The sequence below is a fragment of the Pseudoalteromonas sp. NZS11_1 genome, from assembly GCF_015864275.1.
In the GTDB taxonomy this organism is placed as follows: domain Bacteria; phylum Pseudomonadota; class Gammaproteobacteria; order Enterobacterales; family Alteromonadaceae; genus Pseudoalteromonas; species Pseudoalteromonas arctica.
Genome location: NZ_JADYXK010000006.1, coordinates 151,089 through 172,128 on the forward strand (window position 1 = coordinate 151,089; position 21,040 = coordinate 172,128).

20 protein-coding genes are annotated in these 21,040 nt (G+C 38.2%); 7 read left to right on the top strand and 13 right to left on the bottom strand.

What is annotated here, in order from left to right:
* Positions 1 to 68: 68 nt before the first annotated feature.
* Positions 69 to 524, bottom strand: a complete 456-nt coding sequence (locus I6F44_RS07200) for a hypothetical protein (RefSeq protein WP_197173526.1) — start codon at positions 522 to 524, stop codon at positions 69 to 71.
* A gap of 12 nt (positions 525 to 536) precedes the next feature.
* Complete coding sequence (locus I6F44_RS07205) at positions 537 to 812, bottom strand: EF-hand domain-containing protein (RefSeq protein WP_007581281.1); 276 nt, start codon at positions 810 to 812, stop codon at positions 537 to 539.
* 311 nt (positions 813 to 1,123) lie between these two features.
* Here I6F44_RS07205 and I6F44_RS07210 point away from each other — a divergent pair, with 311 nt between their 5' ends.
* Positions 1,124 to 1,981: a PA4780 family RIO1-like protein kinase gene (locus tag I6F44_RS07210; RefSeq protein WP_010555357.1), complete on the top strand. Its 858-nt coding sequence runs from the start codon at positions 1,124 to 1,126 to the stop codon at positions 1,979 to 1,981.
* 27 nt (positions 1,982 to 2,008) lie between these two features.
* Here the strand turns inward: I6F44_RS07210 and I6F44_RS07215 are convergent, their stop codons facing one another.
* The 6 genes from I6F44_RS07215 to I6F44_RS07240 all read right to left on the bottom strand — a co-directional run bounded on the left by I6F44_RS07215 (position 2,009) and on the right by I6F44_RS07240 (position 9,091).
* Entirely contained in the window at positions 2,009 to 2,683 is a 675-nt protein-coding gene (locus I6F44_RS07215) for a response regulator (protein WP_197173527.1), read from the bottom strand.
* A gap of 93 nt (positions 2,684 to 2,776) precedes the next feature.
* Positions 2,777 to 4,222 carry an ATP-binding protein gene (locus I6F44_RS07220; RefSeq protein WP_197173528.1) on the bottom strand — a complete coding sequence of 482 codons (1,446 nt, stop codon included), beginning with the start codon at positions 4,220 to 4,222 and terminating at the stop codon, positions 2,777 to 2,779.
* Complete coding sequence (locus I6F44_RS07225; protein WP_197173529.1) at positions 4,222 to 4,752, bottom strand: hypothetical protein; 531 nt, start codon at positions 4,750 to 4,752, stop codon at positions 4,222 to 4,224. The genes I6F44_RS07220 and I6F44_RS07225 overlap by 1 nt, the downstream gene beginning before the upstream one ends.
* A gap of 9 nt (positions 4,753 to 4,761) precedes the next feature.
* Complete coding sequence (locus tag I6F44_RS07230) at positions 4,762 to 6,429, bottom strand: YHYH protein (protein WP_197173537.1); 1,668 nt, start codon at positions 6,427 to 6,429, stop codon at positions 4,762 to 4,764.
* A gap of 75 nt (positions 6,430 to 6,504) precedes the next feature.
* Positions 6,505 to 8,436, bottom strand: a complete 1,932-nt coding sequence (locus I6F44_RS07235) for an alpha/beta hydrolase family protein (RefSeq protein WP_197173530.1) — start codon at positions 8,434 to 8,436, stop codon at positions 6,505 to 6,507.
* 46 nt (positions 8,437 to 8,482) lie between these two features.
* On the bottom strand, positions 8,483 to 9,091 hold the full coding sequence (locus I6F44_RS07240) for a flavin reductase family protein (RefSeq protein ID WP_101217772.1): 609 nt from the start codon (positions 9,089 to 9,091) through the stop codon (positions 8,483 to 8,485).
* Positions 9,092 to 9,211: 120 nt separating this feature from the next.
* Between I6F44_RS07240 and I6F44_RS07245 the strand changes: the two genes are divergently transcribed.
* From I6F44_RS07245 to I6F44_RS07255, 3 genes are all read left to right on the top strand, one after another.
* Positions 9,212 to 10,735: a cryptochrome/deoxyribodipyrimidine photo-lyase family protein gene (locus I6F44_RS07245; protein WP_197173531.1), complete on the top strand. Its 1,524-nt coding sequence runs from the start codon at positions 9,212 to 9,214 to the stop codon at positions 10,733 to 10,735.
* A 2-nt stretch (positions 10,736 to 10,737) separates the two neighbouring features.
* Complete coding sequence (locus I6F44_RS07250; RefSeq protein WP_002958154.1) at positions 10,738 to 10,878, top strand: DUF2256 domain-containing protein; 141 nt, start codon at positions 10,738 to 10,740, stop codon at positions 10,876 to 10,878.
* 124 nt (positions 10,879 to 11,002) lie between these two features.
* Positions 11,003 to 11,440: an OsmC family protein gene (locus I6F44_RS07255; protein WP_008136991.1), complete on the top strand. Its 438-nt coding sequence runs from the start codon at positions 11,003 to 11,005 to the stop codon at positions 11,438 to 11,440.
* A gap of 56 nt (positions 11,441 to 11,496) precedes the next feature.
* Here I6F44_RS07255 and I6F44_RS07260 read toward each other — a convergent pair whose 3' ends face one another.
* Entirely contained in the window at positions 11,497 to 11,682 is a 186-nt protein-coding gene (locus tag I6F44_RS07260) for a 2TM domain-containing protein (RefSeq protein WP_008136990.1), read from the bottom strand.
* Between the two features lie 218 nt (positions 11,683 to 11,900).
* On the opposite strand from I6F44_RS07260, the gene I6F44_RS07265 reads away from it, so the two are divergent.
* Entirely contained in the window at positions 11,901 to 12,677 is a 777-nt protein-coding gene (locus I6F44_RS07265) for an EAL domain-containing protein (protein WP_197173532.1), read from the top strand.
* Between the two features lie 42 nt (positions 12,678 to 12,719).
* Here the strand turns inward: I6F44_RS07265 and I6F44_RS07270 are convergent, their stop codons facing one another.
* A complete protein-coding gene (locus tag I6F44_RS07270; RefSeq protein WP_197173533.1) occupies positions 12,720 to 14,207 on the bottom strand; it encodes a dipeptidase in 1,488 nt (495 codons plus the stop codon).
* 137 nt (positions 14,208 to 14,344) lie between these two features.
* On the opposite strand from I6F44_RS07270, the gene I6F44_RS07275 reads away from it, so the two are divergent.
* A complete protein-coding gene (locus tag I6F44_RS07275) occupies positions 14,345 to 14,536 on the top strand; it encodes a DUF2986 domain-containing protein (protein ID WP_008169531.1) in 192 nt (63 codons plus the stop codon).
* A 2-nt stretch (positions 14,537 to 14,538) separates the two neighbouring features.
* Here the strand turns inward: I6F44_RS07275 and I6F44_RS07280 are convergent, their stop codons facing one another.
* From I6F44_RS07280 to I6F44_RS07290, 3 genes are all read right to left on the bottom strand, one after another.
* Positions 14,539 to 15,501 (bottom strand): TDT family transporter, encoded by a 963-nt coding sequence (locus I6F44_RS07280; RefSeq protein WP_197173534.1) that lies wholly within the window; start codon positions 15,499 to 15,501, stop codon positions 14,539 to 14,541.
* A gap of 211 nt (positions 15,502 to 15,712) precedes the next feature.
* Complete coding sequence (locus tag I6F44_RS07285) at positions 15,713 to 17,878, bottom strand: TonB-dependent receptor (protein WP_197173535.1); 2,166 nt, start codon at positions 17,876 to 17,878, stop codon at positions 15,713 to 15,715.
* Between the two features lie 133 nt (positions 17,879 to 18,011).
* Positions 18,012 to 19,310 carry a methyl-accepting chemotaxis protein gene (locus I6F44_RS07290; protein ID WP_197173536.1) on the bottom strand — a complete coding sequence of 433 codons (1,299 nt, stop codon included), beginning with the start codon at positions 19,308 to 19,310 and terminating at the stop codon, positions 18,012 to 18,014.
* A gap of 360 nt (positions 19,311 to 19,670) precedes the next feature.
* Here I6F44_RS07290 and I6F44_RS07295 point away from each other — a divergent pair, with 360 nt between their 5' ends.
* On the top strand, positions 19,671 to 20,876 hold the full coding sequence (locus I6F44_RS07295; RefSeq protein ID WP_007581242.1) for an MFS transporter: 1,206 nt from the start codon (positions 19,671 to 19,673) through the stop codon (positions 20,874 to 20,876).
* Positions 20,877 to 21,040: the final 164 nt, after the last annotated feature.

Sequence of the window (21,040 nt, forward strand, 5' to 3'; positions counted from 1 at the left end):
GAGTTAACCGTTGGGCTTTGGACTTAAGACTTTCGAGTAACAGTCAGCTTTACTCTAAGTTATAACACCTAAGCAGTTACATTTAGCAGTGAATCGCCTTCACTTAAACCAAACTTCTCTTGCACTGATGCAAGGATTGATTCTTTATCTTCATCAGACAACTGGCTTGAATACTCAGTTAATAGCTCATCTAAGTAGCTGACTACTTCGTCTGTATCTACTGATTCTAATGAGTTCTGTGGCGGCGGTGGCGGTCTTTGGCCTTCCACTCGTCCTGCATCACCAATGCTTTTAGCATCAAACTCAAGTTCGCTCATTAAATCAGCAAGCTCTTTTGTTGGTTCAATACCTTGTTCTTTAAATGCCGCTTGAATACTTTGCGCGTTTTCTTCGGTTAAGTTTTCAGCGTCAAACTCTGCAAGCGTTTCTTTAACAAAATCGCTTTGCTCTGTTGTTAGTTTTGCAGCCTGACTACTTTGTTGCGGCATAAAACTCGCAGAACTACTGTTAATACTATTAATCATTTTAGTATCCTTTCAGCGTTCACGACGAGGTGGTTTATGATCGCTAAGTTCTTGTTCACTAATTTCGCCATTACCATCGGCATCTATAGAATCAAAAATTGTTTGTGCATCGCCGTGTGGCGGTTTTTTAGCACTAAACTCTTCAAAGCTAATTACGCCATCACCATCAGTATCAATAGTTGAAAAGTCAGGTTTTTCAGGAGGATTGTCACCGCCTCGAGCAGCTACATTAGCTGAAAAAGCAATAGATAATATTGCCACAGTGGCAAGAGTTGAAAAATGCTTCATAGTAATAACCTCGTATTTAAGAATTAAACTAAGCTTACGCTTTAAAAACGCAAACAATGTGCAAATAATGAGGAAGTAATAAATTATTTTAATAAAAAATAGTAATCTAAATACTTATTTAAAAAGTTCTGGTTGATTGCTTTGCAATCAATATATAAGCTAATAAAATAATACGATTAATTACTCTCAGGCAGTAGTGTTACTGCCCTTAATTCTCAAAGCTGATATACTGCTTGAGCCAATTAAACAAACAAATACAGAGCACTTTCATAAATAATGATTAATAACCAACCCTACTTAGCAGGCAATCTGTGAAAATACCTAAACGCCTACAACCCCTTGTTGATGATGGCCTTATTGACGAAGTTATAAGCCGACTAATGAGCGGTAAAGAAGCCGATGTATTTATTGTCCGCTGTGGTGAGCACATTCGCTGTGCGAAAGTGTATAAAGACGCGGTTAAACGTAGCTTTAAAAAAGCGGCACAATACCAAGAAGGCCGAAAAGTACGTGGTGGACGCCAAGCGCGTGCTATGGGTAAACGTTCTAGCTATGGCCGTCAATTAGAAGAAGAGATTTGGCAAAATGCCGAAGTTGATGCGTTATCTCGTTTAGCTGGCGTGGGTGTACGTGTTCCTGATACTTACTTTTGTATTGATGGCGTGCTGCTTATGGAACTCGTGTCGGACGAGAATGGTAACGTAGCCCCTCAACTTGGACATGTCGTTTTTAGTGAAGAGCAAGCGATTGAGCAGCATAAACTCATGATGCATTACATTAAGCTTATGCTTTGCGCAGGTATAATACACGGCGATTTATCTGAATTTAATGTACTTGTAGATAATAACGGCCCTGTAATTATAGATTTACCGCAAGCAGTTAACGCTTCAGCAAATAACAGTGCACAAGCTATGTTTGCACGCGATGTAAATAACATACGCCGCTACTATGGTGAATTTGCGCCAAGCATACTAAAAACTCAATACGCTAAAGAAATGTGGGCATTATTTGAAGAGGCAAATTTAACGCCTAATTCAACGCTTACTGGTGAATTTGAAGACAGTGACGAACTTGCCGATGTAGATTCTATTCTTGATGAAATTCAAGCTGCCGAATACGAAGAGTTTGACCGCTTAGAGCGAATTAAAAATGCTGACGATGATGAGTAGCTCATCGTCATAGCTTACTAATACCTCTTACTGCGGGTGCACAAATCGGTAGCCAACCCCATAAACAGACTGAATAACACTTTCAGTTTGTGTCACTTCATCTAGTTTTTTACGCAACTTTTTAATATGGCTATCAATAGTACGATGGCTCACAATACGCTGATCGGCGTACATAGTGTCCATTAAACTATCGCGCGAATAAATACGATTTGGGTTGTTAAACAAAGGTTTAAATAGCTGAAATTCAAAGTTCGTTAGCTCTATGCTGCTTGATTTGTATTTTACGCTGTAAGTGCTCTCGTCAAGCTTCATTGTTGACTCTGTAACATCACTTGCGCTAATTAATCGCCTTAATATAGCTTTAACTCGCGCCACCAGCTCAGCATAACTAAACGGCTTACAAATATAATCATCTGCACCTAACTCAAGTCCAAGCAGCCTATCTATTTCTTCTACTTTTGCCGATACCATAATAATAGGCACATTTGAAAAGCGCCTGATTGCTTTACATAGTTCTATACCACTTTGACCAGGTAGCATTATGTCGAGCAAAATTAGGCTCGGCCTGTTAATTTCAAGCCAAGGTAATACTTCATTCCCGTGATGTATTTGATGAGTAATAAAGTGATGGCTGCTTAAAAAGTCACTCATTAAGTTAGCTAGCTTTACCTCATCTTCCACAATCAGTATTTGTTCGCTCATAGAGTTCTCTGTTATTAGTAATCCAAACTTAGGATAAAAATACCATATCAAACAAAGTTCAAGTTACGTACTTTTTATATGAATCAACTAAAGCTAAATAGTTGGTAGCCTAATAATAATAGCAAGACCGCCTAGAGTGGCTTTTTCAGCAGCTATTTCACCATTATGGCCTTTAACTATATGCTGGCAAATAGATAAGCCCAAGCCCGAACCTCCCTCTTGGCGATTACGCGAACTATCTACTCGATATAAATACTCAAACAAATGCGATAAATGCGACTGCTCTACACCTACGCCATTATCTTCAATTATAAGCTCTAAGTAGGTTTGCCCTTTAATGCTTATATTATTAGCTGTTAATGAAATAGTGGTGCATTGTGCATAGTGCACGGCGTTCATTAAAATATTATCGAGCAGCTGCAAAAGGCGTGTTTTATCTGCTTGTACCGTTATGTGTTTAGCGCTATTGAGTAAGTAAATTTTTATATTGTGCTGCTCAAGTATAACCTGATATTTTTGCTCAATAGTATTTAATAATAACGCCATGTTAGTGGGTTGCATAGTGTAATGCATACCCCCTAACTCTGCGCTATTGAGCATATGCAAATCATCTATTAAGCGTTTTAAATGCAATGCCTCGTCGTTAGCCGAGTTAATATTTTTTGCATTAGGCTCACGTATTCCAAGTAGCATAGCTTCAAGTTCACCGAGCAAAATACTCATTGGCGTTCTAAGCTCGTGAGAAATATTGGCAAGCCAGCGTTTGCGCACTTGCTCGTCTTTAGCGAGTGTAAATGCAAGGATATTAAAATCTTCGCTTAATTGGCCTAATTCGTCTTTTCGCTCAAGCGTAAGTTTGGTCTCGTAATTACCTTGCGTTAAGCGATGCATACCATTAGCAATTTGTTTTACTGGGCTAACTAAGTGACGAGACAATAAAAAGGTAACTAGCAATGTAAGCAATACAGCGGCTAAAGCAATAAACCATAAGTAGTTAGTTTGCTGCTGTAAAAAATCAAGCTCATAACCATCAACCAAGCTATCTCTTTTAGATACAGCTAAGTAACCCACTGTTTTATCGCCCACTGTAATTGGGGTTGTTATATATTTTAAATCGCTGAGGTATCTACCCACTACTCGCTGCTTATTTTCGTCAAGCAAAGCGTAGTGAGCAATATTTTCAGGTGGTAGGCGGCGCTCTCCCCCTAAACGAATATGATCGGGTGGCGGCCGTCGCATCATTTCCCCTCTGGGGCCTGGACCTTCTGGTGGCCTAGGTAAAAACTGGCTATTTTCTAGCTGAGATTCAACAAGTTTTCTAAAATTTTCGCCATTGCCGACAACACGTTCCCATGAGGGGTTTTGTTCGTATTGCTTTGCAAGTTGCACAACAAGTGGTTCAAGCGCTTTTACTTCTTTTGCATTAACAAAATCAATTACGCCTTGCCCTATACTCCATTGTATAAGTACTACTAGCCCTGCAATAACACTAAAGGTAAAACTAAATAGTATTAAAAAAAGTTTATTATGAATTTTCATTAATGCGTGTTTTCAACCTTGCTAGGAAAGCTTTCAAATCGGTATGTTATAAACTCTTTGGTTTGATCGTTAACATACAGCGTAGCAACTATTTTTTTGCCCTGAGCGGTCCAATACATATGACCATGATTATTTAAAGTAACCGATACGGTATTTATACCACTTTTAAATAAGTTAGCAGGTAAATGCAATGCATGTCCGTAAATTCGCTGTATTTTAACCCCATTTATATATAAATGAGCATGACCTTGTAAAAAGCCCGTGTCATCGTTTGTAGTAACGCTCATCATTTGCTGCATGTTCATTGCGCCCTCAGGGGGTACAGATAAATCATAGCGCTGCGTATCTAAAATTAAGTTATAACCCGATATACTATCTTTTAATAACTTAAGGCTTAATGCCGGGATTGGCGTATCACTTGGCACTGCTATAGGCATATGGCTATGATCCATAATTTCCTGCTGCGCAAAGAGCTTAAAGCTCAATAGCGCAGCAGTAGTTAGGATCAATGCGTATTTAAAATAACGCATAGTTACTCCTTACATTCCCGGTGGTGGACCCATTGTTTCGCCCGTATCACAGCGACCAATTGAATTATCGGCTAATTGACCTTTAAAACGAGGCCCTATTTGATAAGGGAAAGAAGGCTGTAATTTACCATCGCTGTCTAACGTTAGTGTTATATGGTAGTGATAACCCTTGCCATCATTAGTATCGTGGCCGTTATGCTCATCTAATTGAGCACCGGTTACTGTTTTTTGTGCATAGTAGAAATCTTCAAAATAATAACCATCGTCGGCATTTAATGTATTACCAGAGAGCGTCGTTACTTCTGCGCCAATAGCAGGACCTGCATCACTTGTTTGTGTGCCTTGGCTAACATCGTATTGATCAACTAAGGTACAGCTTCGCTCACCTTCAGTACCACAACCACCTTCACTTTCTGACGCGCCATAATCACGCATTTCCCAGCCGCTTAATGCAAGTTGACCGTTACTTTCATAAGGACCATAAAGCGGATAGCCATCAGCTGCAAACCCATAAATAGGTGAATGCGCATCGCCATCATCTTCAAGTAAATCAGCTAAGCAACTAGTGTAAAAATGGTGATGATATTCACCGTTAGCAGCATGTCCGCCACACACGTCAACATCGTATTGCTCAGCAATGGGCGCTAATGTATACCAAATATTATTACCGTAGCTCATACCATCGCCCCAGTTAAATATACTGGTGCCATTAACCATTAAGCCAACTGTACCTAAACCTGTTTCACAAGTTTCAGTGTCAGATAAGTCGGTAGGTGTTATCGGAAAATACGCCTCAACTGTTTGTTCTGTTGGGCAACCTGGTCCTGGAGGCCAATAGCCTGCACCGCCTGTGTCATCACAGTTTTCAGTGCTGCTGTTATAGCCAATATCTTCACCAAACGAAATGGTTTGCCCTACTGCTGCTGAGGTTACACCGTTATAAAAATCGGTAGCTGCACGCGGGCGGTTATTTAACGCGTCTACTTGGTCTTGTGTAAGCGTTACATCATATTTAGGAATGTCAGTTGTTTGCACGTACATGTATTCAACGTCAGCATCTTCCTCAGAAACAGTAACAACCTCAACTGATTGAACATCTTCAACCACTGCGCCATTGTTTTGTATATAAGTGGAGGTTGTATCGTTGTTAATTAACCAGCTGGTAAGTTTTGCACTATTATCAACTGCACCAGTATCTGAGCCTGAGTCGGATGAAGCAATAACATTAACTATAACGGTATCTACAACGACATCGTTTGTGCCGTCATCTGCACTGATTTCAAATACAAGTGCTTCATCGGTTAATACCTCAGGTGCAACAAACTCAGTAGACGTTGCAGTACTTGAAGATAAGCTAACGGTAGTGCCTGATGTTTGTGACCAGCTAACAGATACTTCGCCATCATCTTCAACTGTTGAAATTAAATAAACGGTATCGCCCGCATTAACAGTTTGGTCAATACCGGCGTCAACAGTTGGAGCACTATTACTGACCGTTTCGCCGTCTGTTGTAGTACTTGTAGAATCGCTATTACATGCGCTTAAAGCGATACAAAGCGCACTTAACGCGAATAACTTAGTTACATTAGAGGCTTTTGTTTTAAGAAGTGTTTTCAATGTTTGAACCTTTACTTTAACGTTTAATAAAACAATGTTAACAAGTAAAAGTGCAAACAATGTGCACAAACTAAGGAAGATTGTGATCAAAAAAGACAACCCAAGTTGTCTTTTTGCTATTTAACTGGAGTCTGGCTATTTATTATTTTTCAAATGTTTATCAAAAAAGTCTAAAAATGCCTGAAGAGTTTTAACTCTGTGCTCTTGATAAGATAAGTAATGGTCACCATCTTCAAGCTCAATATAAGTAACATCTTTTCCTTCATCATCAAGTTCATCCTGCATTTCTCTACTATGGTAAACAGGTACAACACTGTCATCAGTTCCGTGTACAAGTAATATTGGTCTAGTTATTTTTTTAGCAAAATTCACCGGAGAATTAGCTTCTAGCAAATCATCATCAGTTCCAAACTGCTTTCTAACAATATTTTTGTTTGTAAAGTATCGTGCTTTACTCACTAAATACTCTAAATCACTTACTCCAGCAAAACTAGCCGCACATTTAAACGTTTCTGGGTGCTTAATTACAGCCATTAACGCTGCATAGCCACCATAGCTAGCACCACCTATACAAATGTTATCAGCATGCGCTATTCCTTGATCAATTAACCAGTTTGCACCGTCTTGCAAGTCATCTTGCATAGCTAAACCGAAACCTTGAATTGACTGCATTAAAAAGTCGTACCCATAGCCACTTGAACCACGGAAGTTAGGCTGTAAAACAGCATATCCGTTATAGGCTAATAAAGCAGTCCAGTAATCAAAGTTAGCATAATCTCTTGCCATAGGGCCGCCATGTGGAAATATAATTGTTGGTAACTTATCACCTTCTTTATATTCTACTGGTAGAGTTAAATAGCCTTCTATTTTCAAGCCATCTCTTGCCTTATAGCTAATGCGCTTTTTGCCTCTGTATACCGAGGCATCTATTTTCGGATAAACATCAGCAATTGCACTCACCTGCTTTTTAACTCTATCCCCAAATAGATAACTGCCAGACGTTTTGTCTGAACTGATATAAAGTATATATTTTTGCTGATCTTTACTGGTACTTACAATGTTTAATTTATATTCATCTTTAGGGAGCGATACACGCAAAGAACGATGTAATTTGTCTAAGTCTTTATCCCAATATTTAATACCATCATCTAAATGGGAATCAGTAAAACCAGCAACTTCTCCGGTTTGTTGTGAATAAAAAATAGACCCATCAAAATCATATTTAGTATTACTGTAAATTAGCTCGCGAGCTTTAGTCGTTAAATTGAGTTTAAATAATGCATCGCGCCCTTCATGTAACGCAGTGATGTATAAAAAATTAGAGTCTTTATCAAACCCTAATATAGAAATACTTTGCTCACTAAAAACCTCATAATCAAATAAAGTATCCCACGACTGTCTATTCTCATCAAAATAATCGTAAGTAAATTGCGTATCGTCCATTTTTTTTGCAATACGAACTTTACCTTGCCGGTCGGCAAACCAAGTAACTACATTACTGCGTGGCCTTTGTATTTGAGTCTTACGTAATGTAGTTAAATCCAACTCATAAACAGCTGGGGTATTTGCTATTTTAAAATCCCCCTCAACTAAAATTTTATTTTCTTTTTCAGGTAAAAAACTAACAATTCGGTCTGAATATTGTGGCTGGATTTCATCTCTTACTGTGTTGGCTTTAAAAGCTAATTTAAGACCTTTATCATTTTTAAAGTTATACGCATACATAAGAGTTGATGTATATTTAACTCCGCCAAACTGATACTTTATATAACGAGCACCAAGCAATAATACGTCATCATTTGCCCAGTTATACCAATCAAAAAACACTGTATGGTTATTTGAGTTTATAATTGGTGTAGTAACCCCTGTCTCCAAGTTTTTAACCATTAAGATTAAAGTCCCTTGATGGTTTCTTACAAAAGCGAGGTTCTTACCATTGGGAGATAGCTTAACTTGGCTAAAATCTTTTAAGCCTGCAAAAACTTCTATAGATAGTTTTTTATCTTGTGTGGCAAAAGAGCCAAAACTTTGCAAAGCAATTAACAAAGTGAAAATGAACTTAAACATTCGTAAATCCTTTTATTATTATTATATTCCTAAGTAAACTATTATTTCACAACTGTGGCCTTTTAAGCAAAAACTTATCTTTGGTTGTACTAAAGTAATCGCCGCCCATTTTGCCCACTGCATTTAATAATTCAGGGTCAATATAGCCACCACTCATCACTTCATCGTCTATACAAATACCCACTATGTCTAACAACATCATTTGTCCGCCGCCAGGCTCGCTTGAAATAGTAATAACTTCACGTAGCTTACACTCATAGCGTACTTTTGAATCAGCAACACTCGGCACTGCGACCATTTGGCTATCAATTTTAGTTATATTTGCAGCATCAAACTCACTAACATCACTAGGGTAATTAGCACAGCTTTGATTCATTTTTTCAACCTGCTCATGACTCACAATGTTAATCACACATTCTTTAGTCGCTAATAAGTTAATTAATGTATCTTTACTTGGTTTATCGCGTGGATTTACTTGCGTCACACTCAATACTGGTGGGTTACAACTCGCTACTGTAAAAAATGAGTAAGGAGCAATATTAGCCACACCGTCGCTACTTAATGTACTTATCCATGCAATTGGACGAGGGCTGATCCCGCCAACTAAATACGAATAAACATTAAGCTCTTTATTTACAGTTAAATCTAAAAACATACTTTTCCTTTTAATACATTAAAACTAAATCTTAATTCAAGTTAGTTACGTATAGGTTTGGCTGACTCAGTTAAATAACAAGCTAATTTTTATCTCTATTTAAAGCAATAAACAAATTATATGAAAATAAACATCGTGTGGTTTAAACGTGATTTGCGTCTTAGCGATCATCAACCATTAAAAAATGCATTCAGTAATGGCTTACCTACCCTATTACTTTATAACTTTGAGCCATTGCTGCTCGAAGATGCACACTACAATGAGCGGCACTGGCGCTTTGTATATCAATCTGTCGTTGAGTTAAACAAGCAACTAGCGCGCTTTAATGCCTGTGTTTATATCTTTAATTTAAATATGAACGATTTACTTGAATCATTAAAGGCACAGTTTGAAATAGTAAATATTTTTAGCCATCAAGAAATAGGCCTAAACAACACCTTTGAGCGCGATAAAGCAATAAAAGCATGGTGCCAGCATAACTATATTAACTGGCAAGAGTCGCAAACAGGCGCGGTTATTCGCGGCAAAAAAAATCGTAATAATTGGAACGAACGCTGGCAGCAAACAATGCAAGCACCTATTGCTGTTCCTAATTGGAAGAGTATAAAAACAATTACTCTCAATAACTACCAAGCACCAACATTACCAACTACCTACACGCAAGATCACGACAGCTTTCAACAAGGTGGCCCGTTGCATGCGCGAACTGTAATGCAGAGCTTTTTTGCCGAGCGCGGTAAAGGTTATCAAAAAGGAATATCGAGCCCAAGTTTAAGCCAAACTCATTGCTCTCGGCTTTCCCCGTATTTAGCGTGGGGGAATATTAGCCTTAGGCAAGTGTATCAAATGGCCATTGATGAATATCATTCAAAACACCCTGACAAAAGAGGCTGGAAGCGCCCGCTTGCTGCGTTTGTATCGCGCTTGCATTGGCACTGCCACTTTATGCAAAAGTTTGAGAGCGAATGTTCTATGGAGTTTTTAGCCCTTAATCCGGGTTATCATGTATTTCCGTATCGCGATGATGAACATGTTAAAAACGATATTGAACGCTGGGCGCAAGGTCAAACAGGTATTCCCATTATTGACGCTTGCATGCGCTGCTTAAAAGCCACCGGCTATATAAACTTTAGAATGCGCGCCATGCTTGTAAGCTTTGTAACGCATCATTTAAATATAAGCTGGCAGCAAGCAAGCTTTCCTCTCGCTAATTACTTTTTAGATTTTGAGCCCGGAATTCACTATCCGCAAATTCAAATGCAAGCCTCGGTAACAGGCATTAACACCATCAGGCACTACAACCCAATTAAACAATCAGAAGATCAAGACCCAACAGGTTCGTTTATTAAAAAGTGGTGCCCCGAGCTTGAAAAACTCCCTATTGAATATTTACATCAGCCTTGGGAGCAAACTCCGATGGAGGCACTCTTTAACGACTTTAAGTTAGGGGAGGATTATCCCGAACCGATGCTTGATTTAACAGCAGCCTCAAAAGAAGCACGCGAGCGCTTATGGCAATACCGTGAGCGAGCCGATGTTAAACGCGCCATAGGGAGGATTCTTAAAAAGCACGTTGGGGGTACTCAAAAAGTTACTCGAACAAAAAGTAAAACGGATACTAAAAGTAACAGCAAGGTTAAGTAAGCATGGCGCACAAAAAACTAAACTTACCTCAGAAAATATGCCCTATTTGTAATAAACCTTTTACGTGGCGTAAAAAATGGCAGCGCGACTGGGATAACGTTATTTATTGTTCAGAGCGCTGTAAGCGAAATAAACAGGGATAACAATTAACTGGCGTCTATTTTGCAACATCATCAGTAATTAATGCTTTTAAGGCTTTATATAAGTTTATTTTGTAAATAACGCTTAGCTAACCTGAAAAGCTTACACTCAAGCAAGGAGAAGATGATGACGATTAAAAAAACGGCAAGTTCAACATGGTCTGGCGATATTAAAACAGGCAAAGGTAGCATATCAACTCAAAGTGGCGCGCTTAACAAACAACCTTATGGTTTTAATACCCGCTTTGAAGATAAGGCAGGCTCAAATCCTGAAGAATTAGTAGGTGCAGCTCACAGTGCATGTTTTAGTATGGCACTTTCGCTTGCATTAGGTGATGCAGGCTTTACCGCAGATAAAATTGATACTAAAGCCACTGTAAGCCTTGATGAAGTAGATGATGGTTTTTCAGTAACGCATATTGCCCTGGAGGTAAAAGCGCGTATTGATGATATTCAAAATGAGCAGTTTCAAGCATTATGTGAACAAACCAAAAAGAACTGCCCTATTTCCAAGCTCTTAAATACCGAAATATCACTAGATGCGACACTTCAATCAGCATTTTAACTATTTAGACAGTTCCTTACTAAAAAAGCCAAGTAAGTAATTACTTGGCTTGCTTATTATAAAGAATTATTTTTAGGTTTATTCCTACTCAAAGTACTTACTACAAGCCCTATTCCCATCCCAATTGCTGGCCATACTACCCATATATAACTAGGCGAAGTTAGTAAATTTATAACGCTTAGCAAAGTTAAAATAAGTAAATATCCTTTAATTTTTTTGCCTAATGTCACTGTATTGCTCATTTATATTCTCCAAGTAATGTATGTCGCTATTATTGTTTTAATAAGCAACGTACACACCTGCTAAATGTCACTAAGTGGTCTGACATTAGTCATCACTTTTCATTTAATTACATAGTTATTTATTATGTATAAAAACATAAAAAACAATACTTTAATCTATTTGTGTTAGAATCTAATCTCGACTAACCTAAACAAATAAACATAACAGGATGAGCTAAATGAGCGAAAAATCAAAAAATTGCGAAAAAGTGACATGTAACAACTGTGCTGACGCAAACGAACTCGAATTTGATTTTTCAATGGCTTTTCAACCGATTATAAACTGTAAAACTAACCTTATTTATGGCTATGAGGCACTGGTTAGAGGTTTAAATGAGGAGTCTGCTTATTCTATTATTTCAAAGGTGAATGAAGACAACCGTTATACATTTGATCAACTTTGTCGTATTAAAGCCATTAAACTTGCCTCAAAGCTGGGCATAACATCAATGCTAAGCATTAACTTTTTACCTAATGCTATTTATAAACCAGAGCGATGTATACGCACCACACTAGAAGCTGCAAAAAAGTATAACTTCCCAATTCAAAATATTATGTTTGAATTTACTGAAGTAGAAAAAATAGAAGACACCGCACACATTAAACGCGTTGTTGATTACTATCAGTCTCTCGGATTTAAAACCGCCACTGATGACTTTGGTGCAGGTTATTCTGGTTTAAATCTACTGGCTGACTTTCAAACAGATATTATCAAGCTGGATATGGCGCTAATACGCGATATAAGCAACGACAAAAAACGCCAATTAATAGTAACTCATTGCTTAAATATGTTTCGCGATTTAAATATTATCGCACTGGCTGAAGGGATTGAAACAGTAGAAGAATATACATGGCTTAAAAACGCAGGTGTTGAGCTTATGCAAGGGTATTTATTTGCAAAACCTAGTTTTGAAAGCTTGCCAGACGTGAATTTTGAAATAATAGGTGCTGACTAATAACCAACACCTATTTTTAGTTCTATTGCATCTAAATATAAATTACATATTACCTAGCTCTATCATCATCGCTGTGTACATACGCAAATTAAGCTCAAGTTGCTCAATGGTCATAAATTCATGCTCTGAATGACCTGTGTAGCGTTTACCTGGCATTGAAGGACCAAACGATACCGCGTTATCAAACAGCTTGGCGTTAGTGCCACCACCTATTGATACAAAGTCAGCTTTTTCGTCGCCCGTAAAATGCTTAAAAATATCAAGCAGCTTTTGCGCATGCGGCGCGCTATCAAGCAGCATAGGTGTGCCAATAATTGTTTCTATGTTGGCAAGCGTTACATTGTTAGTGGCTTGCCAATTAGCTAGCGCATCATCAATTTGCTTTTGTAATACAGCTTCGTCTTTACCCATAGGGCGACGTGCATTTACAGCAAGTGTTAGCGCATTACCATCGCGCTCAATAACGGTTGGTGCCACTGTCATCGGACCCATAAAGTCGTGCTTATAAGCTATTCCGCCAAACTGTTTACCGTGAATGTCTAAACCAATTAACTGATTCACAAAGTCGATTAGCTCGCCGTCACTGTTATTTTCAAGCTCCACGCCTTTAAATAACTCAGCTAAATAAGCAATGGCATTTATACCCGACTCCGGCTCAGATGAATGCGCCGACATACCTTTAACGCTTATTGCTAAGCCATTACTTTTTTCACTAAAGTTAAATTCAACTTTATTTAATGTTTTAGCTTTTGCTTTTAATGTATTAATAAGTGCAGCGTCTGCATTGTGAAGTACTAAACTTGCATCTTCTGGAATTTGGCTTCTAAACGCACCGCCAGTTACATCCTTTACATATAAACCCGTCTGTGGTGATGTTGCATTAAAAGTAGGTGCAATTAAGCTCCAGCCTTTCTCGGCAACCACTACAGGGTATGATGCATCAATCGTTACTGCATATTTTGGTTGCTCATACGTTTTCATAAATTGAGTAAGCGGACCCCAATCAGACTCCTCAGCAAGATAAATCATCAGCTCAATACGGTTATTAAGCGTTATGCCTTTATCTTTAATTGCTTTCATGGCGTAAAGCGCTGTTGCTATTGCACCTTTATCGTCTTCCGTACCACGACCAACTAATTTTCCCGGTTCAGATGTATCAATAATAAAAGGACTTTGTTTCCATTTACTAGCATTAGCAGGTTGCACGTCGCCGTGGGTTACTACCGTTACTTTTTCGCTTTGCTCGCCCATACCTATTAATACGGTGTAACCTAAATCTTGATAGTCAAAACCAAGCTCTGCGGCTTTCATTTTTAAAAGTGCTTTAAAGCCAATAAAATCGGGATTTTGAGGAGCGGCAATATCGCTCTTATTAACGGTCGGAAAAGCCACTAAGTTAGTAAGTGTGTGTATTTGAGCATTTTGGTAGGTATTTACTGCGTAATCGGCAACGCTATCAATATTTTTATTTAACTGTGCATGAGCACCAAACGCAAATAAAGCAATACTGGCTAAAGCTAACTTTTTCAAAACAATTCCCATTTAATTAATAACTAAGAGCGCTAATTATAACGCTATGAAGCGCTTACTTATAGCTCTTTACACTAAACACACAGGTAACTTAAGCTGAATATTTATATAGCAGCTTTTATGAGGATGACTGTATAATGCGCGACTTAAAATTAACAGGGTATTTAATTGTGAACCGTCGTAAAAAAATCGTCACTAAATTTCAAAAGAAAGATAAACGCACTAACGCTAAACTACATAAAAGCAACAAACCTGGTTATGTGTCAAAAGCTGAGCGCGAAAAACTAGCTGAACAAGAAAGTAATGAGCCAGAGGTAATCCAAGAGTAACTTTACGCTACCCGTTGCTTTGATAATTTAAAGTGGCAAAAGTACCGAGCACTTACATAACCAACTACTGCCGTGGCAACTATAAGTTCAAACGTAGCTAAGTAATTAACTGTATCTACATATGGCATTGCGAGGTTTATACTTTGCATCCAGTCTTTCATTTTAAATAATGCAGTTGCCCCAATAACCATTGGAAATGTAAAAGCAGCGTAGCTCGGCGTAAAAGGCCTGCGTAATAACTTTATAAATAACACATAAACAATCAGTGTTTTTATTATCGCTAATATAAATAATGCCCCCACTATAAAGAGTGATGGATTAGCTACAATATGAAAATACCCCGCTAATGTTAAACTGGCAGGCGCTGCTAAAATGGCAAGTGTTGGCTGTATTTCGTAGTCACTTTTTAATGCTAATAAAAAGCGATAAAACATAATTGGCAGCATAATACTGTACGTTGATATACCAATCACCAGTGCGCTATAAGCTAACCACGCTAATGTCGGATTTCCCGAAAAAGTAACATCTGCAATAATTATCCCCACTGGCGGCACAAACCAGCTGGGCGCCATATCCTCAAAGTTAAACTTTTTTGCTCGCTGGTATAAAAAACTCACCAAAAATGTGAGATGCAGCACAAAAGCTAAAACCCACATAATGTCGCCAGCTAATGAATTAAATTGCCCAACTGAGTTTGAAATAACAAGATTAGCCATTGCAAATGTAGGGATCACACTTCCTGCAACTGGGTGTGCTAAATCGGCTTTTAATAAATGAGGGTGTAGTAAAAACTTAGCAGCCAAAAGTAAAACTAATACGCCAGCTAGTACAGCTCCCAAAAATTGCCCTTGGGAGTTTAAATTAAAAACGTTTCCCCATGCCCATCCCATACTAGCAATACCCAAAGCTAAACCGGCCATAGCTGTTGGCGCACCCATCACTTTATTTTTAAATTGCTTAAACACTGTATTTCCTAATCATTGGGTGATGAACAAGTTACTGCTTTTTACTGCATTGCCTTAAAATAACGCTGTAAAATTAATACAAGCGTGCTTAATAGAACGCTTTTTGCATACAAACATTTCATTAAAATAAGTTTACGGCTTACATATTAAAACGCAAAAAAAGCCATAACACAGTTATGGCTTTTGCTTTATTTTTAATAATTTAGTTTAGTTAGAACGCGTAACTAACGCTTACATTAAATGAACGACCCTGCCCAGCAAGTTGTTCAAACCCGTTGCTGCTATCTTGTTTAAGTGCCGCAATACTTACACCCCCTAGCGGAAGTTGGTAGTACTCATCAAACACGTTACTCACTTCAGCACTTAGCGTTAATGAATCCCATGTGGCTTTAGAGCTTAAATTAACCAGGCTGTAGCTGTCTGTTTGGTTTTCAAAACGATTATTATCTACACGGCTTTTAGTATCGACCCACTGCCAAGATAACGCGTTTTCAAATCGACCTATTTGCTGGCTAATACCTAGCTGGGTTTGCAGTGGTTTAATTTGATAAAGCGGCTGGTTAGTATCGTCGCGCTTACCTCTCGTATTAGTAACATTAGCGTGTAACTGCCAATTACCTAATTGCTTAGATTCATAAATGTTGGCTGTTAAATCTATTTTTGCACCATACAAAATAGCATCTACATTAGTAAACTGAAAAATGTTACGCGCAGTGTTGTCCAAGTCATAACTATTGAAGCTTCTTACAATATCAGCATCAATATAGTCACTCACATCTGTATACCAAACATTGGTGCTTAACCGCCAACCATCATCTTTAGCCTGCTTAATATAAGTAGCACTTATTGTATGCGCTGTTTCAACGTCTAAATCAGGGTTACCAATATAACCATTACCATCGCCATACCAACCAATCATGGTGGTTGCCATGGTGCTTACACCCCAACTGTATCGCTCGTATAAATTAGGCGCTCGGTTTTTACGGGCAAGACCAAATTGCAGCTCATCATAATTTGTTATTTGGTAGTTAATTAATAAGTTAGCATCAACTATGGTGTCGGTGTTATCTCTGTCGCCAGCATTAAAGTTCTGTGCAGCGATGGTATTATCTGTAGACGTATCGCTCATGGTCATACTTTCCATACTACCCATGTCGCTCATATCGTCCATATCCATCATACTCATGTCATCGTTGTAAGATTGAACCTCTCCAACGTGGGTATTAATACTTTCAATACGTACGCCTGCGTTTAACCATAATTTTGTATTTATTTGGCTCTCAAATTCTGCAAATGCCGCTATGCGCTCTCGTTTACCGTTATTTACATTTACGTAATCGTCTGGTCCCATCATGGTTGAGCCTTCAATACCTGGCCACCAATCATCAATACTGTAATTGTAATATTCTTGACCGAGTAAAATACTGCTGTTTTTATCAAGCGCAATACGCCATTTAAGCTGCGTACTTATATCTTGTGCATCGGTTTTCATTCGCATCATGCCTGTTTTTTCTTCACTGAAAAAACCCATTTCGTGCTTTACGCTATGCCAGTTAACTTGCCCTTCAAGCTCGCTGTTTTCAAAGGAGCGTTTGTATTGAGCTATTGCACCGTAGCTGGTATTATCGGTCATATCCATATACTGATTTGCAAATCCCTGATACGGGATTTTTTGATGCGTTAGCTTTATAACTAATTGCTGTTTATCATCGCGCATAGCTGCGGTTAAACTATGATTTTGTGCTCGATACAATGTATCTAATACTACATCGCCGTTACCGTCTTCATAACTATCTGCGTCACTAAACGAACCCTGATAATTAAGGCTAAACGTGTCACTTGCTAAACGTGCACCAACGCCAAGTTTACGTCCGTTATCAACGCTACTGTACTTTGCTGACACATAACCTGAGTGCCAACCTAATTCATTGCTATCGCTATATTGTGGTGAAATAGAATTAACGCTTATTACACCGGCAATATTATCGCCGCCCGCGCTTACTGGCGACACGCCTGCAACCACATTGTAAGACGTAATTTGATTAGCCGAGATATACGAAAGTGGCGGGTTCATATGATTAGCGCATGCAACGGTTACATCTGCACCATCAACTAACACTTTAACTCTGTCGCCCATTAAACCATTTAAAATAGGTAAGTTAGATACGCCGCCCGCTGCTGAAAAATCGACACCTAAATCACTTAATAACGATTCTGACGAACCAAGTGCTAAATGCTTATTTTGAGCATGTCCGTGTACTTCAATCACTTCTAAAGGCGTATCGTCGGCAAATGCAAAAGGAGATAGCACACCGCTAATAAAAAGTGCGACAGGAGTTAGTAAATATGTTTTTTGAGTTTTGCTTTTATAAACCATTGTTAATTTATGCCACTGTAATAATTGGCGTAATTATAGTGTGAGTTGCAAAAGCAAAAGCGCGACATATTGTCGCACTTTATCAATTTAGAATGTTGTTAGGTGTGTTTAATCTAAAAGGTCATATAATAAATTAAACATTTAACTTAGCTACCGTTTGAGAAACAATATCGGCTCCACGTTCAATCTCTTTAATAACCTCAGACACATTAGCAATAAGCTCTCTTCCTTGTTTTGATGAGTCTGAAACTGACGTTATTTGCTTTGATATATCATTAGTGAGCTCTTGGTTATTTTTAACAACACTTGCTATTTCATTAGTAGAGCGACTCGTGCTGGCTGCAAGCTGCCTTACTTCATCAGCTACTACAGCAAAACCTCGACCATAATCACCAGCACGCGCTGCTTCTATTGCGGCATTAAGTGCCAGTAAATTAGTTTGATCCGCAATGCTGCTAATTGTCGAAACAATGGAGCCTATGACCGCAGACTGTTCATTAAGATTTTTTATTAAATCTACCGATTTAAGTACTTGGCTTACAATGGCGTCGGAGTTCGCTATAGAGCTTTGTAGTATTTCAGAGCCTTTTTTAGCGGTTGTAGCAGTAGCTACCGCCGATTCATGTGCTATTGCAGCGGCTTCTGTCACTGCACTGTTATTGTTAATTCGATCGGTAATATTTGATGCAAACTTAATTATTTTAATTACATTACCTTTGCTATCTAAAATTGGGTTATAAGTTGCTTCTAACCAAATTTCTGAACCGTCGGCGGCAATACGTTTAAATTTTCCTGACTTAAACTGCCCCTGCGCTAATTCACTCCAAAAGCGTGGGTTTTTCTCATAAAACAATTTAGTACAAAACATTTTATGATGCTTGCCTACAATGTCTTTTAAGCTATAACCTATTGTTGCTAAAAAGTTTTGGTTCGCCTTTAAAATATTACCCTCTGGGGTAAACTCTATTGTAGCCAAGGCTTTGTCGAGTGCATTTGCAATAGCTTCTTGCGCTTTTCTTTGTATGTAACTGGTCGTAATATCAGAGGCTATTTTAATAACTTTGGTGACTACGCCGCGCTCTTCTACAGGAAAGTAAGTTGCCTCAAGCCAAAGCTTATCGCCATTAGCTTTGTACCTTAAAAACGAGCCTGCTTTAGAATTCCCTGTTTTTAATGCTTGCCAAAATTGACTATATTCGCTTGACTTTGCATATTCAGGTTCGCAAAACATACGATGATGCTTACCAATTATTTTCTCTTTGCTATACCCAATCGTTTTTAAAAACAACTGGTTTGCGTCTAATATTATTCCATCAGGTGTAAACTCTATATAAGCAACGTGCTTATTAATTGCCGATAAAATAGATTGTTTTTGAATTAATTGAAGCTCCATTTCTTCAATTTTTGCGTTTCTTTTAGAAATACCAAACATATAAAAACCTTAAGGAGTAAATTAGTACAAAAATTAGCAAATTAATGTGATATCAATATGTAGCTGTACTGTAAATATAAGCTTTAAATAACCTTTCGGCTAATATTTAATATCTTATATATATATGCTTTATAAATAGTTTTTTTATTTTATAAATGTTAAGTAGTATTTTCTTCTAATTAACATTTTAAAAACCTAATAAAACCACTAATTTATGCATGACTCTGTACTTTTTTTAACTTAAAATAGCGCCCTCACAGACTACCCTCTCACACCAAAATTTAAGCATACACATAATATGTCCTATTCAAGATCTATTGTGCAGTTTCATTTTTAAAATTAAACCTTAAGGGATCATCTATGACATCAGATGTAACGTCGGCATCTAGTCAACTTAACAGAACCGCTATTTTACTCGTATTAGCGCTAGGCACATTTATTTTAGGATTATCTGAGTTTTCGATGATGCCTATGCTGCCACTAATTAGCGAAACATTTGGCTCAACGCCATCACAAAGTGGCTATGCAATTAGTGCTTACGCCATTGGTGTTGTAGTGGGCGCCCCTATTTTAATGCTTACCACTGCTAATATGAGAAAGCGCAAAGCATTGCTCATATTTATAAGCTTAATGTTTGTCTCAAACGGATTAAGCGCGATGGCAACGTCGCTTGAGCAGCTTGTAATATTTAGATTTTTAAGTGGTTTACCTCATGGTGCATATTTTGGCGCGGCTATTTTATTAGCATCGGATATTGCCCCAAAAGGTAAGCGTGCTAGCTTTATGTCTAAGGTGTTTATGGGTTTAACTGTGGCTACTATTGTTGGTGTGCCTGTTGTAACACTTGTGGGTCAAAACCTTAGTTGGCGGTATTGTTTAGCCGGCGCTGCAGTGCTTGCATTTATTGCTTTTATTTTTGTTTATAAAGTAGTTCCAAATATAGATAACGCTAAGCCTTCTAACTTACTAAACGAGTTTGGCGTACTTAAAAACAAACTGGTTTGGTCTATTTTGGGTATTGTAATTATTGGCTTTGGCGGGGTATTTTGTATTTATACTTACATTGCCGACACCATCTTAGTGGTAACAAAAACAGCCCCATATACTATTTCTATCGCAATGGTAATGTTTGGTATTGGTTGTACGCTCGGTAACTATGTACTGGGTAAAGCTGCCGATAAATCAGCAATTAAAACGACTGGCCTTGCGCTTGTATGTACCATTGTATTTGCCTTTGCTTATGTAACGGCAAGCCATAATATTTGGGCTCTTTATGCAGTGATCTTCTTTATTGGTTGCAGTGTGGGCTTGGCTACGCTGATTCAAACGCTTTTAATGGACGTTGCACCCGAAGGCCACGCTATGATTGGTGCCTTAGTACAGTGCGCATTTAATACTGCCAATGCTATAGGCCCTTGGGTCGGTGGAATTGCAATAGCACAGGGTGCTGCACCTAATCAAACAGGTTACGTAGCAGCTGCATTATTTTTAGGTGGTTTGGGTATGTGGCTACTAAGTTACTTACAACTAAATAAACAGCAACCAACAGCGCAAGCTACTAATTAACTTGAGTTCAGATTAATTTAAAATACAAAAAGAGCCGCTAATTAGCTAACACCATTCAGTTAAGCATGCTTTGACTTAATGGTGTACCGAGTTTTTGAAATTCGAACGGTCCTACTTTTGGGCCGTTTTCTTTTTTCTGGAAGAATATAACGTTTCACTCGTTC